Raw genomic sequence first — 18,161 nt, forward strand, 5'->3', positions numbered from 1 at the left:
AACGCATCCTTTCACTTTGTTCCCCCGCGGCAACACCCGGACGGTTAAATTCCCATCAGCTCTGCGGATACACCCTGCGGCCGGTCAAGGCAAGAGCAACCCTGCACTAGGCTCAAGAGGTGCCGTCTTTGAGCGATGTGGTGCGACACCACACCACGCTGGACCAGGCCGACCTGGATCGGCTGCAGCTGCTGATCTCCGATTGGCAGATGCTGGCCGACCTGTCCTTCGCGGATCTGGTGCTCTGGCTGCCCGATACCGACGGCCTGGGTTTCTGGGCCGGAGCGCAGATGCGGCCGACCACCGGGCCCACGGCGTACCTCGACGACATCGTCGGCAGCTTCATTCCGCGCGACCGCCGGCCGTTGCTGGACCAGGCGTACGACCTGGGGCGGATCTGCCGCGAGGGCGATCCGGAATGGCGCGACGACGTACCGGTCCGGGTCGAGACCATCCCGGTCCGGCGCGGCACCGAGGTGATCGCGGTGATCGCCCGTAATACGAACCTGCTGGGCGTCCGTACGCCGAGCCGGCTGGAGCTCGCCTATCTGCAAAGCGCGACCGACCTGGCCCGGATGATCAGCGACGGCATCTTCCCGTACGGCGGGGAGCGGTTGCTGTCGACGTCGCCCCGGGTGGGAGATGGCTGCATTCGCGTCGATCGGCACGGAATGGTGACGTTCGCGAGCCCGAACGCGTTGTCCGCCTATCGAAGAATGGGCCTGGTCACCGATCTGGTCGGCGGACGTCTCGCCGATGTCACCGGCGAGCTGGTCCAGGGCCGGCAGCCGGTCGACGACGTACTCGCGACGGTGCTGTCCGGCCGCGCGGCTCGTGAGATCGAGGTGGAGAACGACGAAGTCACCTTGTTCCTGCGGGCTATCCCGCTTCGGGCCGAAGGTGCTCATGTCGGCGCGCTGATCCTGCTCCGGGACGTGACGGAGCTGCGGAGCCGGGAGCGGGAGTTGGTGACCAAGGAGGCCACCATTCGGGAGATCCATCATCGCGTCAAGAACAACTTGCAGACGGTGGCCGCGTTACTGCGAATGCAGGGACGGCGGATCAAGGTGCCGGAGGCCCAGGCCGCGCTGGCCGAGGCGGTACGGCGGGTCGGCTCGATCGCGATCGTGCACGAGACGTTGTCCCAGTCGTTCGACGAGCACGTCGAGTTCGACGAAGTCGCCGATCGGGTCGCGGCGATGGTCGCCGAGGTGTCCACCGTGGCCGCCGAAGTGTCCACCAGACGGACCGGCAGTTTCGGCGTACTGGCTTCGGAGATCGCGACACCACTGGCCATGGTGCTGACCGAACTCATGCAGAACTCGGTCGAACACGGCCTTGGTGCCCAGGCCGGAACAGTCGAGCTGGCGGCGGAACGCGCCCTTGGCCGTTTGCGCGTAAGCGTTACGGACAACGGCAGCGGACTTCCGCCAGGGTTCGACTCGGAGACCTCTGGCAATCTCGGCCTGTCCATCGTGCGCACCCTGGTGATCGGTGAACTCGACGGCGTACTGGAATTCGGCCCCCGGGCCGACGGATCCGGCACCACCGTCGTCGTCGACATTCCAGTAAAGGAATGACATCGCTCCGTGAGATCCGGGCCGTCAACAACTAACGGCCAAAACCCCTTGTGGGTAAAGGAAAACCCGCCAGGAACGACAAAGGCCCCGCGCGATCCGCGGGGCCTGTAAGTCGACTTCGAGTCAGGCGGTGCGGATCCGTGCGCGCGCATTGCGGCGCTTCAGGGCCCGACGCTCGTCCTCACTCAGCCCGCCCCAGACACCGTGGTCCTGGCCGGCTTCCAGTGCCCAGGCAAGGCACTGTTCGCGCACGTCGCAGCGGCGGCACACCTGCTTGGCCTCCTCGATCTGCATGATCGCGGGCCCGGTGTTGCCGATGGGGAAGAACAGTTCCGGGTCCTCATCGAGGCAAACGGCCCGGTGACGCCAATCCATGGCGGATCCCATCTCTCTCAGTGGTTTGAACGCTGCGTCTGGTCAGTGACAGCAGCGAATCTCGCGGCCCCGCACGAGGTGGTGCGGGGAGTTGTGAACGTTTTCACGAACAGGTACATCGTCCCAAGCTGTGGAGGCCGAAACAAGACCTTCAATCATCAAATCGATCACAAGGTTTTGAAACGTCGCCATTGCGGGTACAGCGGTGACTCACGTCCGCATAACGGACGTTAGCCGGTTGTTGCGATGTCCCGTTCACAGCTAGTAACCGATCGAACCGGCCGGGGGTTACGCAGAACATCTACTCTTGCTTCCGTGCCGAGTAAATTCATCTCTGACGAGTCCCCATCGACGACGCCTGCAAACGTACCCGCCCCACTCAAGGTTGCCGCGGGCATCGTCGCGGCCGAAGGTGCGCTGGCCATCGTGATGGGCGTGCTCGAGGCATTCACCATCAACGCCGACCGGCTCGTACTCGGCCTGACCACCGCAGTCTTCCTCCTCCTGTACGGCGCGGGCCTCGTCGTGGTGGCCCGAGGCCTAGCCCGCGCGGCCACCTGGAGCCGCGGGCCCGCCGTATTCGCCCAGCTCATCCAGCTCGGGGTCGCCTGGAGTTTCTGGGGCGGCTCCACTCGCTGGGTAGCGGTTCTGCTGGCCGTGAGCGGGGTTGCCGTGCTTGTAGCCATCTTCCAGAAGGCCTCCCTCGACGCACTCGTGGACGACCCGAACCGGCGATAGCGCGTTCTTCCGGGGGATGTGCTGGAGGGCTTGTTTCCTTGGTGCCGTCGGATTGGTGGCGCTGGTTCGGTGGTCACCCGTCCCCCTGAGTGGTCGCAATTGTCAGGTGGACCCGGGCCGCGTCAAGGGTTGAGATCGGCTGCCGGCGACGCTGCGCGCCCTTGACGCGTCCCGGGTCCACCAAGTGCGGCGGGCTATCAGGGGGACGGGTGGGGTGTGGCCGGTTGTGTCGGGTTGGTTCGGTGGTGGCGCGGCTGGTTGGCCGGGTGGTTCGCCCGGGTCGCCGGGTTCACCGGGATCGCCGGGATCACCCGGGATCGCCCGGGGTCGCCGGGGTCGCCGGGATCGCCCGGGGTCGCCCGCATCCGTGGGAGTGGCTGGCCACTGGGGTGGTGGGTTACCACCTGGGAATCCGGGGTGGTAACCCACCGGCGGGGTGGCTGGCCACTCGCAGGATTGGCGTGAGGTGGTGTTGGTGGCGATCGGTGCTGGGGTTTCGGGTCGGCTGCCGGGTTTTTGCTCGGTTACCGGGTTTTGGTGTGTCCGCTGCCGAGTTGTTTGACCGCTACCCGGTTGTAGCCGGGTAGTCGTACCAAAAGTCGGTAGTGGGTTCGGCTGGACCGCCCCGGGCCTTCGCGGCGCCCGCTGGGGGCATCGGGACCGCCCGCCGGGTCGTCGGGATCCCCAGTGAGGGTCATCGGGACCGCCCGCCGGGGGCATCGGGACCCCAGTCGGGCCAGCGGGACCCCAGCCGGGCCGCCGGGATCCCCGGTCGAGCCGTCGGGGCCGTCAGTTGGGCCGGTGGGACGGTCAGTCGGGCCGCCAGCGCCGGGTCGAGGGTGGTGGACCCGCGCGGGGGGCGTGCCGGAGGTCCTGGCGCGGAGCGTGCGGATGTCCCGATCCCGGGCAGACCTCACCCGTCCCCCTGATAGCTGCCGCCTTTTGGTTGGTTCGGGCCGGGTCAAGGGCGCGCAGCGTCACCGCAGGTGATTCCCAAAACCCTTGACGCGGCCCGGACCGACCTGACAATTCGAAAGACCTCAGGGGGACGGGTGCCAACCGGAACCACCCCGCCCCACCCAAACGAGCCAACGAGCTACTCCTTCAAAAGCCCCGTCCGCAGCTCAGTGAGCGTCCGCGCCAACAACCGCGACACGTGCATCTGAGAGATCCCGATCTCCTCCGCGATCTGCGATTGAGTCATCCCCCGGAAGAACCGCAGGGTCAGAATCCGCTTCTCGCGAGTCTCGAGCTGCGCCAGCAATGGCTTCAGCGACTCGCGGTACTCCACGCTTTCCAACGCCTCGTCCTCGCCGCCAAGCGCGTCGAGCACCGTGCTGGAATCCGTCTCGCCTTGATCCGGCGCATCCAGCGACAACGTGTTGTACGCGTTCGCAGACTCGAGCCCTTCGATCACCAGATCCTCAGCCAGCTCCAGCCGCTCAGCCAGCTCCGCCACCGTCGGAGCCCGGCCAAGCTCCTGAGTGAGATCAGCCGTCGCAGCCGTCAACGACAGCCGCAGCTCCTGAAGCCGGCGAGGCACGCGGATCGCCCAGCCCTTGTCCCGGAAGTACCGCTTGATCTCACCGAGGATCGTCGGCGTCGCATACGTGGAGAACTCGACGCCACGGTCGGAGTCGAAGCGGTCGACCGCCTTGATGAGGCCGATCGTTGCCACCTGGACGAGGTCGTCGTACGGCTCGCCGCGGTTTCGGAACCGGCGGGCCAGGTGTTCGACCAGGGGCATGTGCAGGGAGACCAGGCCGTCGCGGGCCGCGCTGTGCGCCGGTTCGCCTTTGCTCGCCGCGGCCATCGCCCGGAACAGGGCGGCGGTTCGGGAGCGGAGGTCGAGCGGCTCTTCAGGGCCAGCGGCGGCTGCCTCGGTCACGCGTCCTCCGGGGTGAGGGCTGACGCGGTCACGGTGATGGTGAGCCGGCCTTCGATCGTCTCCGCCTCGACGGTTTCCACCAGGGCGGCCAGCACGGTCCAGCCGAAGGAGCCGGTGTCGGGCTTCCAGCCGTTGGGCACGGTGGCCGACGTGGTGACGGTCATCAGCGGCGGCTGGATGGCGAAGACGCACTCCAGTACGCCGTCGGTGGCCTGCGGCAACAGCAGCGAGCAGGCCTCGTCGATGGCGATGCGCAGGTCGTCGATCGCGTCGACGGTGAAGTTGTTGCGGGCGGCGAGATTGCCGACCACGGACCGGGGCACCGCGACGTACGCGCCGTCCGCGGGAATGGTCAGCCTGACCTCGGCACCTTGTCCGCTGCTGCTCACTGCGTGTCTCCTCACGAATTCTGCTCGGGACCAGGCGCCCGCCGCGTACATCTTCCACGCTTGGCGGCCTGGGCGCATCAGCAAGCGGCTCGCTGGCGCCGACCGGAGCGCGGGTCAGGTGACGCCCTGCAAACTCTTGCACGTTAGTGACGAATGTGATCGGATTGCGAGCATAATCACGCAGCGCTTGCGTCGGCCCCGGTCCTCTCCTTCCCGCCAGTGGCCCGGGCCGCCGAGCCCCGACGACAGGAGCCAACGTGAATCCCACCAGCTCGCGCCGATCGATCCTCGGAGCCGGCCTTGCCGCCGGCGTGATGGCCGTGACCGGCGTTCCCGCCGCAGCCGCGACTACGCCGCCGGTCGAGCCCCGGCGGCCGGGGCAGCGGTCGATGATCGGAGTTCCGTTCGAAGCGCATCACCGGGTCCGGATCGGCGTGATCGGACTGGGCAACCGCGGTATGGGCATGCTCAGCGGCTGGTCGGCGGTGCCGGGCGCCGTGGTCACCGCCGTCTGCGACATCCGGCCCGAGCGAGCCACCAAGGCCGCCGACCGGCTGGTGCAACTCGGCAAGCCGCGGCCCGCGATTCACTCGGGCTCGGCGAAGGCCGCGGCCGAGTTGTGCCAGCGGGACGACGTGGACCTCGTTTACATCGCGACGCCGTGGGAGTTCCACTACTCCCAGGGCAAGGCCGCGCTGCTCGGCGGCAAGCATGTCGGTATCGAGTTGCCGATCGCCACCGAGATGGCCGAGCTGTGGGACCTGGTCAACACCTCGGAGCGCACTCGCAAGCACCTGTGGCTGATGGAGAACTGCAACTACGGCCGCAACGAGCTAGCCATTCTCAAGATGGCCCACGACGGTGTCTTCGGCGATATCACCAACGGCCACGGCGGCTACATGCACGACCTGCGGGCGTTGCTGTTCAGCGATACGTACTACACCGACTCCTGGCGCCGTCTGTGGCACACGCGCAGTATCGCCAGCTTCTACCCGATGCACGGGCTTGCACCGATCGCGGCGGCTATGGACGTCAACCGCGGCGACAGGTTCGCCACCCTGGCTGCGACGGCTACGGAGGCCAAGGGCCTAGCGGACTACCGGCAGCGGTTCATGCCGCCCGGACACCCGTCGTGGAAGGAGGAGTACATCAACGGCGACCTAATCACCTGCATGATCAGTACGGCGCAAGGCCGGGTGATCCGGGCAGAACACGCTGTAAGTTCTCCGAGGCCCTACAGCCGGATCAACAGCCTGGTAGGTAGTCGGGGCATCGTGGAGGACTACCCCGAGCGGATCTACCTGGAGCCGGATCACACCGGTGACGTATGGAAGCCGTTCGCGCCGTACCGCGCGGAGTACGACCACTGGCTGTGGAAGAAGATCGGCGACGACGCTGCGAACAACGGCGGCCACGGGGGCATGGACTACGTGCTGCAGTGGCGGATCGTCCAGCAGATGCGTGCAGGCCTTGTGCCCGATATCGACGTGTACGACTCAGCCGTTTGGTGTTCGCCCGTACCGCTGAGTGTGGAGTCGTTGCGCAAGGGCGGCAAGCCCGTCGACGTACCGGACTTCACCCGCGGCGCCTGGCGCAAGCCCCGCGCAGGCCTCGACTCCCGCGACACGGACATGCCGCCGCTCTAACCAGACCGAGCCGCTCCAACAGGAGCAGCTGCCAGTACGACGATGGGCCCGCGCCAACCGGCACGGGCCCATCGTCGTACCAAGAGCAATCAGGTGGGTTCGACGTGCGTCGGGTCGAGAACCCGGCGCAGGAAGGTCTTGGTCCGTTCCTGCTGGGGGTTGCCGATCACTTCCTCGGGCGGACCCTGCTCGACGATGACGCCACCGTCCATGAAGACGACCCGGTCGGCCACCTCACGGGCGAAGGCCATCTCGTGGGTGACCACCAGCATCGTCATACCGTCGAGCGCGAGCTTGCGCATGACGGTCAGTACGTCGCCGACAAGCTCCGGGTCGAGCGCCGAGGTGGGCTCGTCGAAGAGCATCAGCGCCGGGTCCATCGACAGCGCTCGCGCGATCGCGACGCGCTGCATCTGACCGCCCGAAAGCTGGGCCGGATACGCGTCGACCTTTTCGGTCAGGCCGACCCGCTCCAGATTGGCGCGGGCAATCTCGTTCGCCTCGGCGGGTTTGCGCTTCAGCACCGTGACCTGGGCGACCGTGCAGTTCTGCAGCACCGACAGATGCGGGAACAGGTTGAACTGCTGGAAGACCATGCCGATGTGCTTGCGGGCGTCGTCCAGGTGGCAGTCCGGATCGGTGATGTCCTCACCGCGGACGAACACCTGGCCCTGCTGCGGCTGCTCCAGCAGGTTGACGCAACGCAGCAGCGTGGATTTACCGGACCCCGACGGCCCGATCACGCAGACCACCTCGCCCTGCTCGACGGTGAAGTCGATACCACGCAGCACGTGGTTGTCGCCGAAGGACTTATGCAGGTCCTTGATCTCGACCAGGGACATCAGTTCGCCCTCGCAGCCTTGGCCTCGAGCCGCCGGACCAGAACACCCAGTGGCAGCGTGATGAGCAGATAGCAGAAGCCGGCCGTGACCAGCGGCGTCAGGTTCGACTCGGTGTTGGCCAGTTCCTTGCCGAAACCGGTCAGCTCCAGCGCCGTGGCCGACGTACCGATGATGAACACCAGCGAGGAGTCCTTCACCAGCAGGATCAGGTCGTTCGCCAGCGGCGGCAGCACGATCCGGAACGCCTGCGGCAGCACGATCTTGCGGGTCGCCAGCGCCGGCGGCATGCCGAGCGAACGGGCCGCCTCGAGCTGGCCCTTCGGAACCGCCTGGATGCCCGCGCGAATGACCTCGGCCATGTACGCCGCGGCGACGATGCCGAGCGCGAGCCAGACCGTGCCGTACGGGTCGAACGGAATGATCAGGCCCTCGAAGGCCAGCGGCAGCAGGCTGAACGCGATGAACACGATGATCGCGGGCAGACCCCGGAAGAACTCGATGTACGCCGTGGACAGCCAGCGGTACGGCGCGACCTGGCTCAACCGCATCAGGGCCAGGATCGTGCCGCCGACCAGGCCGATCACGAACGCGCCCGCGGTGTAGACGACGGTCTTCACCAGCGCGTTCAGCAGACCCTCCGCGAAGGCGCCCTTGATCAGCTCAGGCCGGAGGAAGACGTCGACGATCTGGGGCCAGTCCGCCGCGAAGGCGGCCAGGATCGCGATCGCGATCAGGATCGCGTACTGGATCAGGCGGGAGCGCTGAGCCCGCTGGCGCGGACTCAGCCCCTTCCGCTTCGCTTCTACGTCAGTACTGGTCGCACTCACTTCTTCGGCTCAACCCCGAACCACTTCTTGAAGATCTCGTTGTAGGTGCCTTCGGACTTGGCCTTGGTCAGCACCTTGTCGAGCTCGGCCAGCAGCTTCACGCTGCTCGGGTCGGTCTTGTCGAGCGCGAAGCCGTACTGCTCGCCGGTGTCGAACTCCGCCGTGACGGCGGTCTCCGGGTTGGCCTTGACGAAGTCGTAGAGCACGCCGTTGTCGTTGATCGCGGCGTCGACCCGGCCCGACTTCACGTTGTTGGCCTGGATGCTGAGGTCCGGGAAGGTGATCACGGTGTAGCCGTTGGCGGCCGCGTTCTTCTCGGCGTAGGTCTTGCCGGTGGTGTCGGCCTGGACACCGATCTTCTTGCCCTTCAGGTCGGCCAGCGACTTGATGCCCGAGTCGGCCTTGACCAGCAGGACCTGGGTGGCGTCCATGTACGGCGTCGAGATCCCGATGGCCTGCTGGCGCTCGGGGGTGATCGTCATCGCGCCCATACCGACGTCGCACTTCTTGGCCTTGAACGCGGCACCGGAGGTGATCTGCGCCCACTCGATGTCGACCACGTCCAGCTCGACCTTGAACTGCTTGGCCAGCAGGTCGAGCAGGTCGACGTCGAACCCGACGACCTTGCCGCCCTCCTTGAACTGGAACGGCTTGTACGGCAGGTGGGTACAGACCGTGAGCTTGTCCGACTTGACCAGCGTGATGCCCTCCGGCACGGCGGATGCTTCCCCGCCACCGCCCGAGTCGTCCCCGCAGGCCGTGAGCGTGAGTGCCAGCAGGGCGGCCGAGGCGACGGCGACCGAGGTCCGGCTCTTGCGGAGGGTGGAGAGGATGTTCATCGGTAAGGCTCCTCGAACGGTGGTTCCGGTCCCGTACCCGGTGGTACCGAGCGCGGTTGCCCGCATCCTGACACAGCCCGGTGCTCCCTGTCGGCTGATTCGGCGCGATGGAGACTCGATCGTCACCGTGTGGCAGCCCTCACAAAAGAGACCAGTGCCTCCTGTGGTTTACTCGTAACCACGGGTGACCCCCGAGTAGCACCGGCGGTACTCGACGCACCCGAGTCGACCGCCGCCGCCTACCGACTGAACAGAACAAGCTTATTTCGTTGGCTTGCGCGCCAACGGGAGTACCGAAGGGTCACCATGGCTGCTGAAGCATTTCCCACCCAGAACGACCATCCCCAGGCGGACGCCTACGCCGGCGATCCGGTCTTCGATCTGCACGTCGGCGGCAAGATCGAGGTGATCTCGACCGTCAAGGTCGGTGACGCCGACGATCTGTCGAAGGCCTACACGCCGGGTGTTGCCCGCGTCTGTACCGCGATCGCGCGGGACCCCGCACTGGTTCGCCGCTATACCTGGAAGGCGAATACGGTCGCGGTGATCACGGACGGTACCGCCGTGCTCGGTCTGGGTGACATCGGTCCCGAGGCCTCGCTGCCGGTGATGGAGGGCAAGTCGCTGCTGTTCAAGGAGTTCGGCGGCGTGAACTCCGTGCCGATCGCGCTGGACTGCACCGATGTGGACGAGTTCGTCGAGACGGTCGTGCGGCTCGCGCCGACCTTCGGCGGTATCAACCTCGAGGACATCTCCGCGCCGCGCTGCTTCGAGATCGAGCGGCGCCTCAAGGAGCGGCTCGACATTCCGGTCTTCCACGACGACCAGCACGGTACGGCGGTCGTGGTGCTCGCCGCGCTGCGGAACGCGCTTAAGCTCACCGGTAAGTCGATCGAGTCGATCCGGGTGGTCATCTCCGGAGCCGGTGCCGCCGGAGTGGCGTGCGCGCGGATCCTGCTCCAGGCCGGTGTGAGCGATCTCGCCGTCGTGGACAGCAAGGGCGTGCTCTCGAAGGACCGGGCCGACCTGACGCCCGTCAAGCTTTCGCTGGCCAACGACACCGATGGTCCGTCCGGCCGGTTGGTCGACGCGCTCGACGGCGCCGACGTGTTCATCGGCGTCTCGGGTGGCACCGTGCCCGAGGACGCGGTGGCCCGGATGGCCGAAGGCGCGATCATCTTCGCGCTGGCCAACCCGACGCCCGAGGTGCATCCCGACATCGCCCACCGGTACGCCGCTGTCGTGGCCACCGGACGGTCGGACTTCCCGAACCAGATCAACAACGTGCTGGCGTTCCCGGGCATCTTCCGCGGCGCCTTCGACGTGGACGCGTCGCGGATTACCGAAGGCATGAAGCTCGCGGCGGCCGAAGCCCTTGCGGCGTTGATCCCGGACGGCGAACTGCGCGCGGACTACATCATCCCGTCGCCGTTCGATCCCCGCGTTGCCACCGCCGTCGCCGCGGCCGTCTCCGCCGCCGCCCAGGCGGACGGCGTCGCGCGCGCCTGACCGCCGGAACCCTCCTGACGCCCATACGTCCGGAGAACCTTGCGCTAGCGGGCAAGGTTCTCCGGACGTACTGCGTCCTGGCGTGATGCCGGCGGACGTGCTGCCGCCCGGTGTGATGCCGGCCGACGTACTGCCTTCCGGTGTGATGCCGGCCGACGTACTGCGGTGGGCGTGACGTCAACCACTGTCGCGACGGCGGGACCGGCCTAGGGTGGGGACATGCTTGCTGCCTACGCTGCCAGGTTTGCGCCCGAGGACCCGATCTCCGCGCTGGAGGTGGGGGAGCGGCCCGAGCCGGTCGCGCCCGAGGGCTGGGTGACGGTGGACGTGAAGGCCACCGCGCTGAACCACCATGACCTGTGGTCGCTGAAGGGCGTCGGCCTGTCCGAGGACAAGCTGCCGATGATCCTCGGTTGTGACGCCGCCGGATTCGATGCGGACGGCAACGAAGTCGTCGTACACGCGGTCATCTCGGATCCGGCCTGGAAGGGTGACGAAACGCTCGACCCGCGCCGCAGTCTGCTGAGCGAGCGGTTCCAGGGCACACTCGCGGAGAAGGTCGTCGTACCCGCGCAGAACGTGATCGCCAAGCCCGCTGGCCTCAGCTTCGAGGAGGCCGCGTGCCTGCCGACGGCCTGGCTCACGGCGTACCGGATGTTGTTCACGCAGTCGGGCCTCAAGCCGGGCGACACCGTGCTGGTCCAGGGCGCGGGTGGTGGCGTCGCGACGGCCTTGATCACGTTGGCGCGTGCGGCCGGTTACCGGGTGTGGGCCACCAGCCGGGACGAGGCCAAGCGGGCGAAGGCGATCGAGATCGGCGCGCACGACGCGTTCGAGTCGGGCGCACGGTTGCCGGACCGGGTGGACGCGGTGATGGAGACGGTTGGCCAGGCCACTTGGTCGCACTCGCTGAAGTCGCTCCGTCCGGGCGGCACGGTGGTGATCTCCGGCGCGACGAGTGGCCAGGCGCCGAAGTCGGCCGAGCTGAACCGGATCTTCTTTCTGCAGATGCGGATCCAGGGATCGACCATGGGCACTCGTCAGGAGTTGGCCGGGCTGTTGTCGTTCCTGGCCAATACAGGGATCAAGCCGCACATCGACTCGGTCATGCCGCTCAAGGACGCCCGCGACGGCTTTGCCCGGATGAACGAGGGCGACGTCTTCGGCAAGGTCATCTTCACGGTCTGACCCATGCAACTCGAGATCGTCGTACGACGCCTGGAGTTGGCTGATGCCGAGGCGGGCGCCTACTGCCACTTGAAGTGCTGGCAAGAGACGTACGTCGGCTTGGCCGATCCCGAGAAGCTCGCGGCAGCTACAGCCGATGTAGACCGCCGGATCGAACGATGGAGCACCAGGCTGGCCAACGGGCAGGTGGTGTGGGGCGCGATCAACCCCGACCCAGACGCGCCCGTACAGGAGAAGGTGATCGGGTTCGCTCAGTCCGGGGCTAATCGGGACGAGCAGCCGCCAACGATTCTGGAGCTCTACGCCATCTACGTCCGCAATGCGTGGTGGGGAAGCGGTCTAGGCGATCAGTTGATGCAGGAGGCGATCGGAAACGCTCCAGCCAGTCTGTGGGTTCTGGAGGGCAACAGTCGCGCCCAGGCCTTCTACGCGAAGTACGGCTTCGTTCCCGATGGCACCCGGGTGGACGAGCCTTTCTTCGGTGTCCCCGAGATCCGGATGGTCCGCTCCGGGGTGTGACTGTTCGTCGCGCCCGGTGGGTACTGGTGAAGAGAGGGCAAGCCGCCCATCCGCCATGCTCGTTGGGAGACGTGATGTTCGCGATCATTGCCGCAGTGATTTTCGGTTTGGCACTCATCTTGGATTGGGCTAACGCCAGCGTGGGTGACGCCTTCACGACCCAGACGCTGTTGATGGCAGGACTGCTCTGCATCGCCTTGCATCTGGCGGGTGTCGGTACGTCGGCCCGCTGGCGCGGACGCCGGCGATGAGGCCCGGGCCGCCACGAATTGCCGCCGTGGCGGCCCAGAAGTGTGGGAGGCCGGAACCGGACGTTGCACGCCGGAAACAAGTTCGTCGCACCGGGGCAACGGTTCTGACCGAAGCTGACCTCACCACGGGAAACCCCCGGGATCGATCCGCCTGATCGATGACGGAAACAGGAGCGCCCATGAGGCCTACCTTGACGGTGATCGCTGACCCCGCCGACCGCTGGATGTCCAAAGCCGCTTGTATCGGCCAGGGACCGGCGTACGACGAGACCGCCAGTGTCTGGGAGCGGCGGAAGGCACAATCCGTCTGCCTGACGGCCTGCCCGGTGCTGGAGGACTGCCGGGCCTGGGCCCGGCGGACCAAGTTCAGCGGTGTCGCCGCGGGGGAGAACTTTCTGAACGGACGTCGCCGCGGCCGCCCCGGCCCCGCCGATCGCCGCGACGAACAACAGGCCAGCTAGTGTCCTGAGTCGGAAGTTCGTGCACATCTCCGGCGCCCAGGCACGCACCTCGCGGCGTTGGAGAAACGGCCACGATGCTAGAGCATCGCGACCGCTTCTCCGCCTTGCGATGCACGCACCTGGACACCGGAGCTGAAGCACGAACTTCCGACTCAGGACACTAGCTGTTGGGTGGCACGAGGTTGATGACAGTGAAGCCGAGGCCCTCGGCCGCGGGGTCAGGCTGACTGTCGTGACGGCTTGATTCCGACGTCCGTGGCGCCGTGCCCCGGAGTGGCCAGCACACTTAGCAGGAGTCCGGGGAACCGCTTCTCGAGTTCATCGGTCCGCAGGTGCACGTAGCACCGGGTGCCTTCCTCCCGGGTCCGCGTGACCCCCGAGGACCGGAGCACCTTCAGGTGATGGCTGAGCGTGGAGTTCGCGACGGGTGCATCAAGTTCACCCCACTGACGCTCCACGCCGTCGGAAAGTAGTCGCACCAGACCCAACCGCAAAGGGTCGGACAGGGCTGCAAGGACGGTGGTCAGTGCCACCTCGTCCAGGTCCGGGTGATGTGCATCCTTCGCCACCTGTCCAGTATCGCACTGCCGCCACCTTATTCGATGTTCGTCGATCATCGAATAAGGTGGCGGCATGAGACGCCTTCAACTGCCCGGCTGGCTGGCCGGCCTCTTCGTCGCCACACTCGCGCTGGGTACTGACGAGTTCGTGGTTGCCGGCCTTCTTCCCGAACTGGCCGCCGATCTACAGATCACCACGGGTACGGCGGGCCAGTTGATCACTGTGTTCGCGCTGACCTTTGCGCTCGGTGCGCCCGTGATGGCGGTTGTGCTCGATCCCTATCCGCGGCGTCGCGTGATCCTCGCCGGGTTGGCGACATTCGTGGTTGCGAACCTCGCCGCTGCCTTGGCGCCCGCATTCGGCGTCCTGGTCGTGCTGAGGGCAATCGCTGGTCTCGCCGCGGCAGTGGTGTCGTCCACCGCGTTCGCCGTCGCCGCGCAAGGGGCTCCGCCTGATCGTCAGGGGCGCTACCTCTCGGTCGTCACCGCAGGGCTGACCGTCGCGCTGTTCACCGGAGTTCCAGTCGGGGCGTGGGTCGGTGCCCTGTTCGGGTGGCGCTCGACGTTCGTGCTGATCGCGGTCGTCGGGTTCGTGGCCATGCTTGTGCTCGGCGCTCGACTGCCTCAGCTCAGTGGCTCCCCGGCAGCAGGTCTGGCCGAGCGGCTGAGTCCCCTTCGCGACGTGCGCGTGCTGCGACTTGTTCTCGCCGTCACCCTCTCCGGCGTAGGGGGCCTGATGTTCTACAGCTACCTCTCTGCTCTCCTGGAGCACCATCAAGCCAACACGCAGGCACTACCGTGGGTGCTGCTGCTCGTCGGTGTTATCGGCGTCCCGTCGGCATTTCTGGGTGGCAGACTCGCCGATCGCTACGGTGGGCGTCGCAGTCGCCTGATCGTCGTGGGCGGGCATGCGCTGGCTCTCGTCCTGGTCGGAGGCCTTTTCGCGCTGGGCGCGCCGGTCCCGCTCCTGCTGGCCGGGATCGCTATCTGGTCGGTGTTCGCGTGGGCTCTTAATCCTCCGCTCCAGGCCAGCACCATCGAAGCGGCGCCGAGTGCTCCCATGACGGCCATCTCGCTCAACATCTCCGGTCTCTACCTCGGAACCGCGGTGGCGGCCGGTCTCGGCGGCCTTCTCGTCGATGGCCCTGGGCCACTGTGGGTTCCGTTTGTTGCCGCCCTCGCCCTGGCGCTCGCGTGGGTCAGCGCTTCGTTCCGGACGCCTCAGCCCACGGTGGTCGCAGCGTGAGAAACGCACCGCTCCGTATCGAGGAGGTGGTCGGCTCGTTGAGCGATGCGACTCCAAGACCGATCTAGGCGGGCTTCAGACGAGTTGGTGTTGTTCCGCCGGAGCCGGAGCCACGGCGGGCTCCCGGCGGAACGGCGCCAGCAGTGTCGGAATGATGTGGTGGCGGTTGTGCACGAACGCACCGATCGCCAGCACCAGGTAGATCCCGCAGAGCACATACCGCCCGGTCTGACCGGGCACGGCGAACTGCACCGCAAAGAGGCCGAGCAACGTCCACGCCGCCCAGCGCGGGAAACGAAGCGCAAGCAGTACGGCGATGCCCAGCAGGGTCTGCGTCGCCGTAAGCAGGAACTCCTCGGTCTGGCGGCTGTCGAGCTGCAAGGCTGCCGGACCGCCTCCGATGCCGTAGGCGACAGGAAGACTGCCGACGAGCAGCGTCCACTGGTTCACCTTGGCCGAGATGAGCAGGCCGATCGCGGCCGCGCCCTTGCCACGCCAGGCGAACAGGATCGCCACCAGGAACTCAGGAGTCTCCGACGCGAGCGGCGCCAACCACTGCACCAGCAGGAACTCGTCGACGCCCAGGACGCGTCCACTGGCGACCAGTGATTCCGCGAAAGGCTCGGCGCAGGCCAAGATGATGGCGGCCGCGCTGATGAACATGCCGATCACGAGCGTACGGCGCTGCGCGGTGGCCAGGGCGCCGATCCGGGCCGCGGGACCGACCAGTTCGGGCTCGTCGTCGTCACCCGACATGGCCGCACGCCACAGGTAGAACGCGAAGAACGCCAGCAGTCCGATCCCCAGCACGAGGTGGATCTGCCCGCTGATCGGGATCGCGAAGGCGACCACGGCCGCGATCGCGAGGAAACCCAGCTCGCGGCGATAACCCGAGTCGAGCACGAGGGCCCGGACCGTACGGCCGCTGCGCTTGCTCGCGATGAACAGGCTGACCAGCACCACCACGGACCAGCCGAGGCCGAGCAAAAGCCGGTTCGATCCGGTCATGTTGGCCGCCGCGTAAGCGACGTACTCCGGATTGCTGCCGGCGGTGTGCGCGAAGTAGAGATCCACCGCATACTCCGGCAGAACCGCGATCAGGGCCAGCACGGCGATGGCCAGTCCGCCCGAGATGTCGACCTCCGCCGCCTCGGCGGCCCAGGCCAGCACGAACGACGCGGCCACCACGCCCAAGCCGAAGACGGCCAGCGAAATCGCCGGCGCCGGGTGGAGCCCGGTAAGCCTCAGCACCACGGCCGGAATGGCCAGCGCCAGGCAGAGGGCTACGGGGCGGAAAGCTCTGAACACAGTTCAAGCCTGCCATCACTTCGATACTTTCGCAATTGCGCAAGTATGAGAGCGTCATCACCTGCGGCCTGGCGTCCAGAAAGTGGACGCCTCAGGCACCAGAATGGCTTTTGCGATGACAGAACCGACCCGCGCCCAGCTTGATGCCGCCGCCAGCACCTTCGCGATGCTCTCGGCGCCTGTTCGCCTGCACCTGGTCTCCCTCGCGGCGCAAGGCGAGTACGACGTCGGCACGCTGGCCGACCGCGTCGGCGTCAGCATCGCGACGGCCAGCCAGCACCTCGGCAAGCTTCGCCTGGCCGGCATCATCACCGCCCGGCGCGAAGGCCGTCGCCACATCTACACCGTGGACGACCCGCACGTGCTCACCCTGGTGGACCAGATCTTCGAGCACATCGCCCCCGACGGCACCCTCGCCCCCGACCCACCCCTGCGCCGCAACAAACCCTCCGTCGCCGACCCGGAGTAACCCGCCTCGGCTTCGATCCACCTCCGCCCGGCCCTATGGACGCCGACAGAACTCCCGTCGCTGGCCCGCCTCGTATCACCAAAGCCGGTAATACCTCGGTGGTCACCCGTCCCCCTGAGTGGTCGCGATGGTCAGGTCGGTTCGGTCCGCGTCAAGGGTCGAGATCGGCTGCGCCGACGCGTACGCGCCCTTGACCCGGCCCGAACCGACCAAAGGCGGCGGGCTATCAGGGGGACGGGTGAGGTATGGCCGTTCGCCTGAGTGGCCCCGCCTGAGTGGTCCCGAGTGGTCCGGGTGGTCGCGGAAGGTTCGCGGCAGGGGTATCGCGGCCGGGCCGGGTGGTTGGGCCTGGTCGGACGGTCGACTGCCGAGTTTTGGTACGACTACCTGGCTGCAACCGGGTAGTGGCACAACAACTCGGCAGCGGGCACGCCACAACCCGGCATCGGCGCAATAACCCGCCAGCCGCGCAACACCCCGGCATCCGGCCACCACTTCGGTCCTGTACGTGGCCAGCCATCGCGCTGATGGGTTACCACCCCGGAATCCGAGGTGGTAACCCATCTCGATCGTGGCCAGCCACGCTCTCGCCGGGCCGTCCGGCCGACCGTCGTGGCGTCCGGGGTCAGATGATGTGGCGGAGGTAGCGGTTGGGGGACTGGAGGAAGGCCTTCCAGTTCTGCACCAGTTCCAAGTCCGCCCAGGTGGTTTCGCGGATGCCCCACTCGCCGACTTCGAGGATGCGCGCGCCCGGTACGGACGCGACGACGGGGGAGTGGGTGGCGCAGAGTACCTGCGCGCCGCCGTTGGCCAGCTCGTTGAGTACGCCGACCAGCGCGAGGCTCGACGAGAACGAGAGGGCCGACTCGGGTTCGTCCAGGCAGTAGAGCCCGGGGCTGTCGAACCGGCTGCGGAGGATCTCGAGAAAGCTCTCGCCGTGGCTCATCTCGTGGAAGTTGGGGTCGTACGCGCCCGGGTTGTTCTCCAGATACGTGTAATACCCGTGCATCGTCTCGGCCCGGAGGAAGAACCCCCACCGGGCGGCACCCGCGCCGCGAGTCAGACGGATTTGCCCGGACAGAGGCGATTCGGACTCACGCGTACTCAATCTGGCGCCGGTGGAACCGCCCTCGGGGGACATGCCGAAGGCGATCGCGATGGCCTCGACCAGGGTGGACTTGCCCGCGCCGTTTTCGCCGACGAGGAAGGTTACGCCGGGGGAAAGATCGAGGCCGTCGCGCAGGAGCTGCGCGACGGCCGGGATCGTATGAGGCCACTCCCGGCCGGGTGCGACGCCATCAGCCGCCTGCACCCGCCGTACCGGATGTGTCTCGAAAACCACTTCTGCTTAATCGTCTTCGTCGTCCAAGCGGGCCAGCCAGGTGGCGAACCGCTCGATCGGCGTTTCGAACTCCGGGTTCAGGTCGACGAACTCGCGCAGCCGTTCGGCCATCCAGGCCAGCGTGACGTCTTCCTCGCCACGCCGGCTCTCGAGCTCCTCGATACCTCTGTCGGTGAAGTACACG

Annotated in this window: 20 protein-coding genes; 10 read left to right on the plus strand and 10 right to left on the minus strand. The window is 67.0% G+C overall.

From position 1 onward, the window contains the following. Nucleotides 1-119 precede the first annotated feature (119 nt). Nucleotides 120-1,580, plus strand: coding sequence for a sensor histidine kinase (locus ACFFGN_RS22385; protein WP_380050887.1), 1,461 nt, complete (start codon nucleotides 120-122; stop codon nucleotides 1,578-1,580). 123 nt (nucleotides 1,581-1,703) lie between these two features. On the opposite strand, the gene ACFFGN_RS22390 is transcribed toward ACFFGN_RS22385, so the two are convergent. Further along, complete coding sequence (locus tag ACFFGN_RS22390) at nucleotides 1,704-1,955, minus strand: WhiB family transcriptional regulator (protein ID WP_012922773.1); 252 nt, start codon at nucleotides 1,953-1,955, stop codon at nucleotides 1,704-1,706. Between the two features lie 315 nt (nucleotides 1,956-2,270). Here ACFFGN_RS22390 and ACFFGN_RS22395 point away from each other — a divergent pair, with 315 nt between their 5' ends. Further along, nucleotides 2,271-2,693, plus strand: coding sequence for a hypothetical protein (locus ACFFGN_RS22395; protein WP_380050890.1), 423 nt, complete (start codon nucleotides 2,271-2,273; stop codon nucleotides 2,691-2,693). Nucleotides 2,694-3,789: 1,096 nt separating this feature from the next. On the opposite strand, the gene ACFFGN_RS22400 is transcribed toward ACFFGN_RS22395, so the two are convergent. Both ACFFGN_RS22400 and ACFFGN_RS22405 read right to left on the minus strand, forming a co-directional pair. Next, nucleotides 3,790-4,581: an RNA polymerase sigma factor SigF gene (locus ACFFGN_RS22400; RefSeq protein ID WP_380050892.1), complete on the minus strand. Its 792-nt coding sequence runs from the start codon at nucleotides 4,579-4,581 to the stop codon at nucleotides 3,790-3,792. Continuing rightward, nucleotides 4,578-4,970 carry an ATP-binding protein gene (locus tag ACFFGN_RS22405; RefSeq protein ID WP_380050894.1) on the minus strand — a complete coding sequence of 131 codons (393 nt, stop codon included), beginning with the start codon at nucleotides 4,968-4,970 and terminating at the stop codon, nucleotides 4,578-4,580. Before ACFFGN_RS22405 ends, ACFFGN_RS22400 begins: the two co-directional genes overlap by 4 nt. Before the next feature lie 257 nt (nucleotides 4,971-5,227). On the opposite strand from ACFFGN_RS22405, the gene ACFFGN_RS22410 reads away from it, so the two are divergent. After that, nucleotides 5,228-6,616, plus strand: coding sequence for a Gfo/Idh/MocA family protein (locus ACFFGN_RS22410; protein WP_380050896.1), 1,389 nt, complete (start codon nucleotides 5,228-5,230; stop codon nucleotides 6,614-6,616). Between the two features lie 89 nt (nucleotides 6,617-6,705). On the opposite strand, the gene ACFFGN_RS22415 is transcribed toward ACFFGN_RS22410, so the two are convergent. Genes ACFFGN_RS22415 through ACFFGN_RS22425 form a run of 3 tightly spaced genes read right to left on the minus strand, consistent with a single transcriptional unit; the run spans nucleotide 6,706 to nucleotide 9,124 of the window. Next, complete coding sequence (locus tag ACFFGN_RS22415) at nucleotides 6,706-7,458, minus strand: amino acid ABC transporter ATP-binding protein (protein ID WP_380050898.1); 753 nt, start codon at nucleotides 7,456-7,458, stop codon at nucleotides 6,706-6,708. Further along, nucleotides 7,458-8,285: an amino acid ABC transporter permease gene (locus tag ACFFGN_RS22420; RefSeq protein WP_380050900.1), complete on the minus strand. Its 828-nt coding sequence runs from the start codon at nucleotides 8,283-8,285 to the stop codon at nucleotides 7,458-7,460. Before ACFFGN_RS22420 ends, ACFFGN_RS22415 begins: the two co-directional genes overlap by 1 nt. Continuing rightward, nucleotides 8,282-9,124 (minus strand): ABC transporter substrate-binding protein, encoded by an 843-nt coding sequence (locus ACFFGN_RS22425; RefSeq protein WP_380050902.1) that lies wholly within the window; start codon nucleotides 9,122-9,124, stop codon nucleotides 8,282-8,284. Before ACFFGN_RS22425 ends, ACFFGN_RS22420 begins: the two co-directional genes overlap by 4 nt. Before the next feature lie 306 nt (nucleotides 9,125-9,430). Here ACFFGN_RS22425 and ACFFGN_RS22430 point away from each other — a divergent pair, with 306 nt between their 5' ends. From ACFFGN_RS22430 to ACFFGN_RS22450, 5 genes are all read left to right on the plus strand, one after another. After that, nucleotides 9,431-10,633 (plus strand): NAD(P)-dependent malic enzyme, encoded by a 1,203-nt coding sequence (locus ACFFGN_RS22430; RefSeq protein ID WP_380050904.1) that lies wholly within the window; start codon nucleotides 9,431-9,433, stop codon nucleotides 10,631-10,633. Between the two features lie 219 nt (nucleotides 10,634-10,852). Continuing rightward, entirely contained in the window at nucleotides 10,853-11,821 is a 969-nt protein-coding gene (locus ACFFGN_RS22435; RefSeq protein WP_380050906.1) for a zinc-binding dehydrogenase, read from the plus strand. A gap of 3 nt (nucleotides 11,822-11,824) precedes the next feature. Further along, complete coding sequence (locus ACFFGN_RS22440) at nucleotides 11,825-12,340, plus strand: GNAT family N-acetyltransferase (RefSeq protein ID WP_380050908.1); 516 nt, start codon at nucleotides 11,825-11,827, stop codon at nucleotides 12,338-12,340. Nucleotides 12,341-12,414: 74 nt separating this feature from the next. Further along, nucleotides 12,415-12,591, plus strand: a complete 177-nt coding sequence (locus ACFFGN_RS22445; protein ID WP_380050910.1) for a hypothetical protein — start codon at nucleotides 12,415-12,417, stop codon at nucleotides 12,589-12,591. A 179-nt stretch (nucleotides 12,592-12,770) separates the two neighbouring features. Further along, nucleotides 12,771-13,052: a WhiB family transcriptional regulator gene (locus ACFFGN_RS22450; protein ID WP_380050912.1), complete on the plus strand. Its 282-nt coding sequence runs from the start codon at nucleotides 12,771-12,773 to the stop codon at nucleotides 13,050-13,052. A 218-nt stretch (nucleotides 13,053-13,270) separates the two neighbouring features. Here the strand turns inward: ACFFGN_RS22450 and ACFFGN_RS22455 are convergent, their stop codons facing one another. Further along, nucleotides 13,271-13,621: an ArsR/SmtB family transcription factor gene (locus ACFFGN_RS22455; RefSeq protein ID WP_380050914.1), complete on the minus strand. Its 351-nt coding sequence runs from the start codon at nucleotides 13,619-13,621 to the stop codon at nucleotides 13,271-13,273. 64 nt (nucleotides 13,622-13,685) lie between these two features. Here ACFFGN_RS22455 and ACFFGN_RS22460 point away from each other — a divergent pair, with 64 nt between their 5' ends. After that, nucleotides 13,686-14,858: an MFS transporter gene (locus ACFFGN_RS22460; protein ID WP_380050916.1), complete on the plus strand. Its 1,173-nt coding sequence runs from the start codon at nucleotides 13,686-13,688 to the stop codon at nucleotides 14,856-14,858. 75 nt (nucleotides 14,859-14,933) lie between these two features. On the opposite strand, the gene ACFFGN_RS22465 is transcribed toward ACFFGN_RS22460, so the two are convergent. Continuing rightward, on the minus strand, nucleotides 14,934-16,166 hold the full coding sequence (locus tag ACFFGN_RS22465) for a calcium:cation antiporter family protein (RefSeq protein WP_380050918.1): 1,233 nt from the start codon (nucleotides 16,164-16,166) through the stop codon (nucleotides 14,934-14,936). A gap of 115 nt (nucleotides 16,167-16,281) precedes the next feature. Between ACFFGN_RS22465 and ACFFGN_RS22470 the strand changes: the two genes are divergently transcribed. Next, entirely contained in the window at nucleotides 16,282-16,635 is a 354-nt protein-coding gene (locus ACFFGN_RS22470) for an ArsR/SmtB family transcription factor (protein ID WP_380050920.1), read from the plus strand. 625 nt (nucleotides 16,636-17,260) lie between these two features. On the opposite strand, the gene ACFFGN_RS22475 is transcribed toward ACFFGN_RS22470, so the two are convergent. Continuing rightward, complete coding sequence (locus tag ACFFGN_RS22475) at nucleotides 17,261-17,977, minus strand: AAA family ATPase (protein ID WP_380050922.1); 717 nt, start codon at nucleotides 17,975-17,977, stop codon at nucleotides 17,261-17,263. A 6-nt stretch (nucleotides 17,978-17,983) separates the two neighbouring features. Then, nucleotides 17,984-18,160 carry a DUF6104 family protein gene (locus ACFFGN_RS22480; protein ID WP_380050924.1) on the minus strand — a complete coding sequence of 59 codons (177 nt, stop codon included), beginning with the start codon at nucleotides 18,158-18,160 and terminating at the stop codon, nucleotides 17,984-17,986. Nucleotide 18,161: the final 1 nt, after the last annotated feature.

It is taken from the genome of Kribbella deserti, assembly GCF_042434725.1.
Lineage (GTDB): Bacteria > Actinomycetota > Actinomycetes > Propionibacteriales > Kribbellaceae > Kribbella > Kribbella deserti.

Excerpts from the sequence above, each read along its gene's own strand:
- ACFFGN_RS22390 (WP_012922773.1), bottom strand. The coding sequence starts at position 1,955 with ATGGATTGGCGTCACCGGGCCGTTTGCCTCGATGAGGACCCGGAACTG.
- ACFFGN_RS22415 (WP_380050898.1), bottom strand. The coding sequence starts at position 7,458 with ATGTCCCTGGTCGAGATCAAGGACCTGCATAAGTCCTTCGGCGACAAC.
- ACFFGN_RS22425 (WP_380050902.1), bottom strand. The coding sequence starts at position 9,124 with ATGAACATCCTCTCCACCCTCCGCAAGAGCCGGACCTCGGTCGCCGTC.
- ACFFGN_RS22430 (WP_380050904.1), top strand. The coding sequence starts at position 9,431 with ATGGCTGCTGAAGCATTTCCCACCCAGAACGACCATCCCCAGGCGGAC.
- ACFFGN_RS22435 (WP_380050906.1), top strand. The coding sequence starts at position 10,853 with ATGCTTGCTGCCTACGCTGCCAGGTTTGCGCCCGAGGACCCGATCTCC.
- ACFFGN_RS22440 (WP_380050908.1), top strand. The coding sequence starts at position 11,825 with ATGCAACTCGAGATCGTCGTACGACGCCTGGAGTTGGCTGATGCCGAG.
- ACFFGN_RS22445 (WP_380050910.1), top strand. The coding sequence starts at position 12,415 with ATGTTCGCGATCATTGCCGCAGTGATTTTCGGTTTGGCACTCATCTTG.
- ACFFGN_RS22450 (WP_380050912.1), top strand. The coding sequence starts at position 12,771 with ATGAGGCCTACCTTGACGGTGATCGCTGACCCCGCCGACCGCTGGATG.
- ACFFGN_RS22460 (WP_380050916.1), top strand. The coding sequence starts at position 13,686 with ATGAGACGCCTTCAACTGCCCGGCTGGCTGGCCGGCCTCTTCGTCGCC.
- ACFFGN_RS22470 (WP_380050920.1), top strand. The coding sequence starts at position 16,282 with ATGACAGAACCGACCCGCGCCCAGCTTGATGCCGCCGCCAGCACCTTC.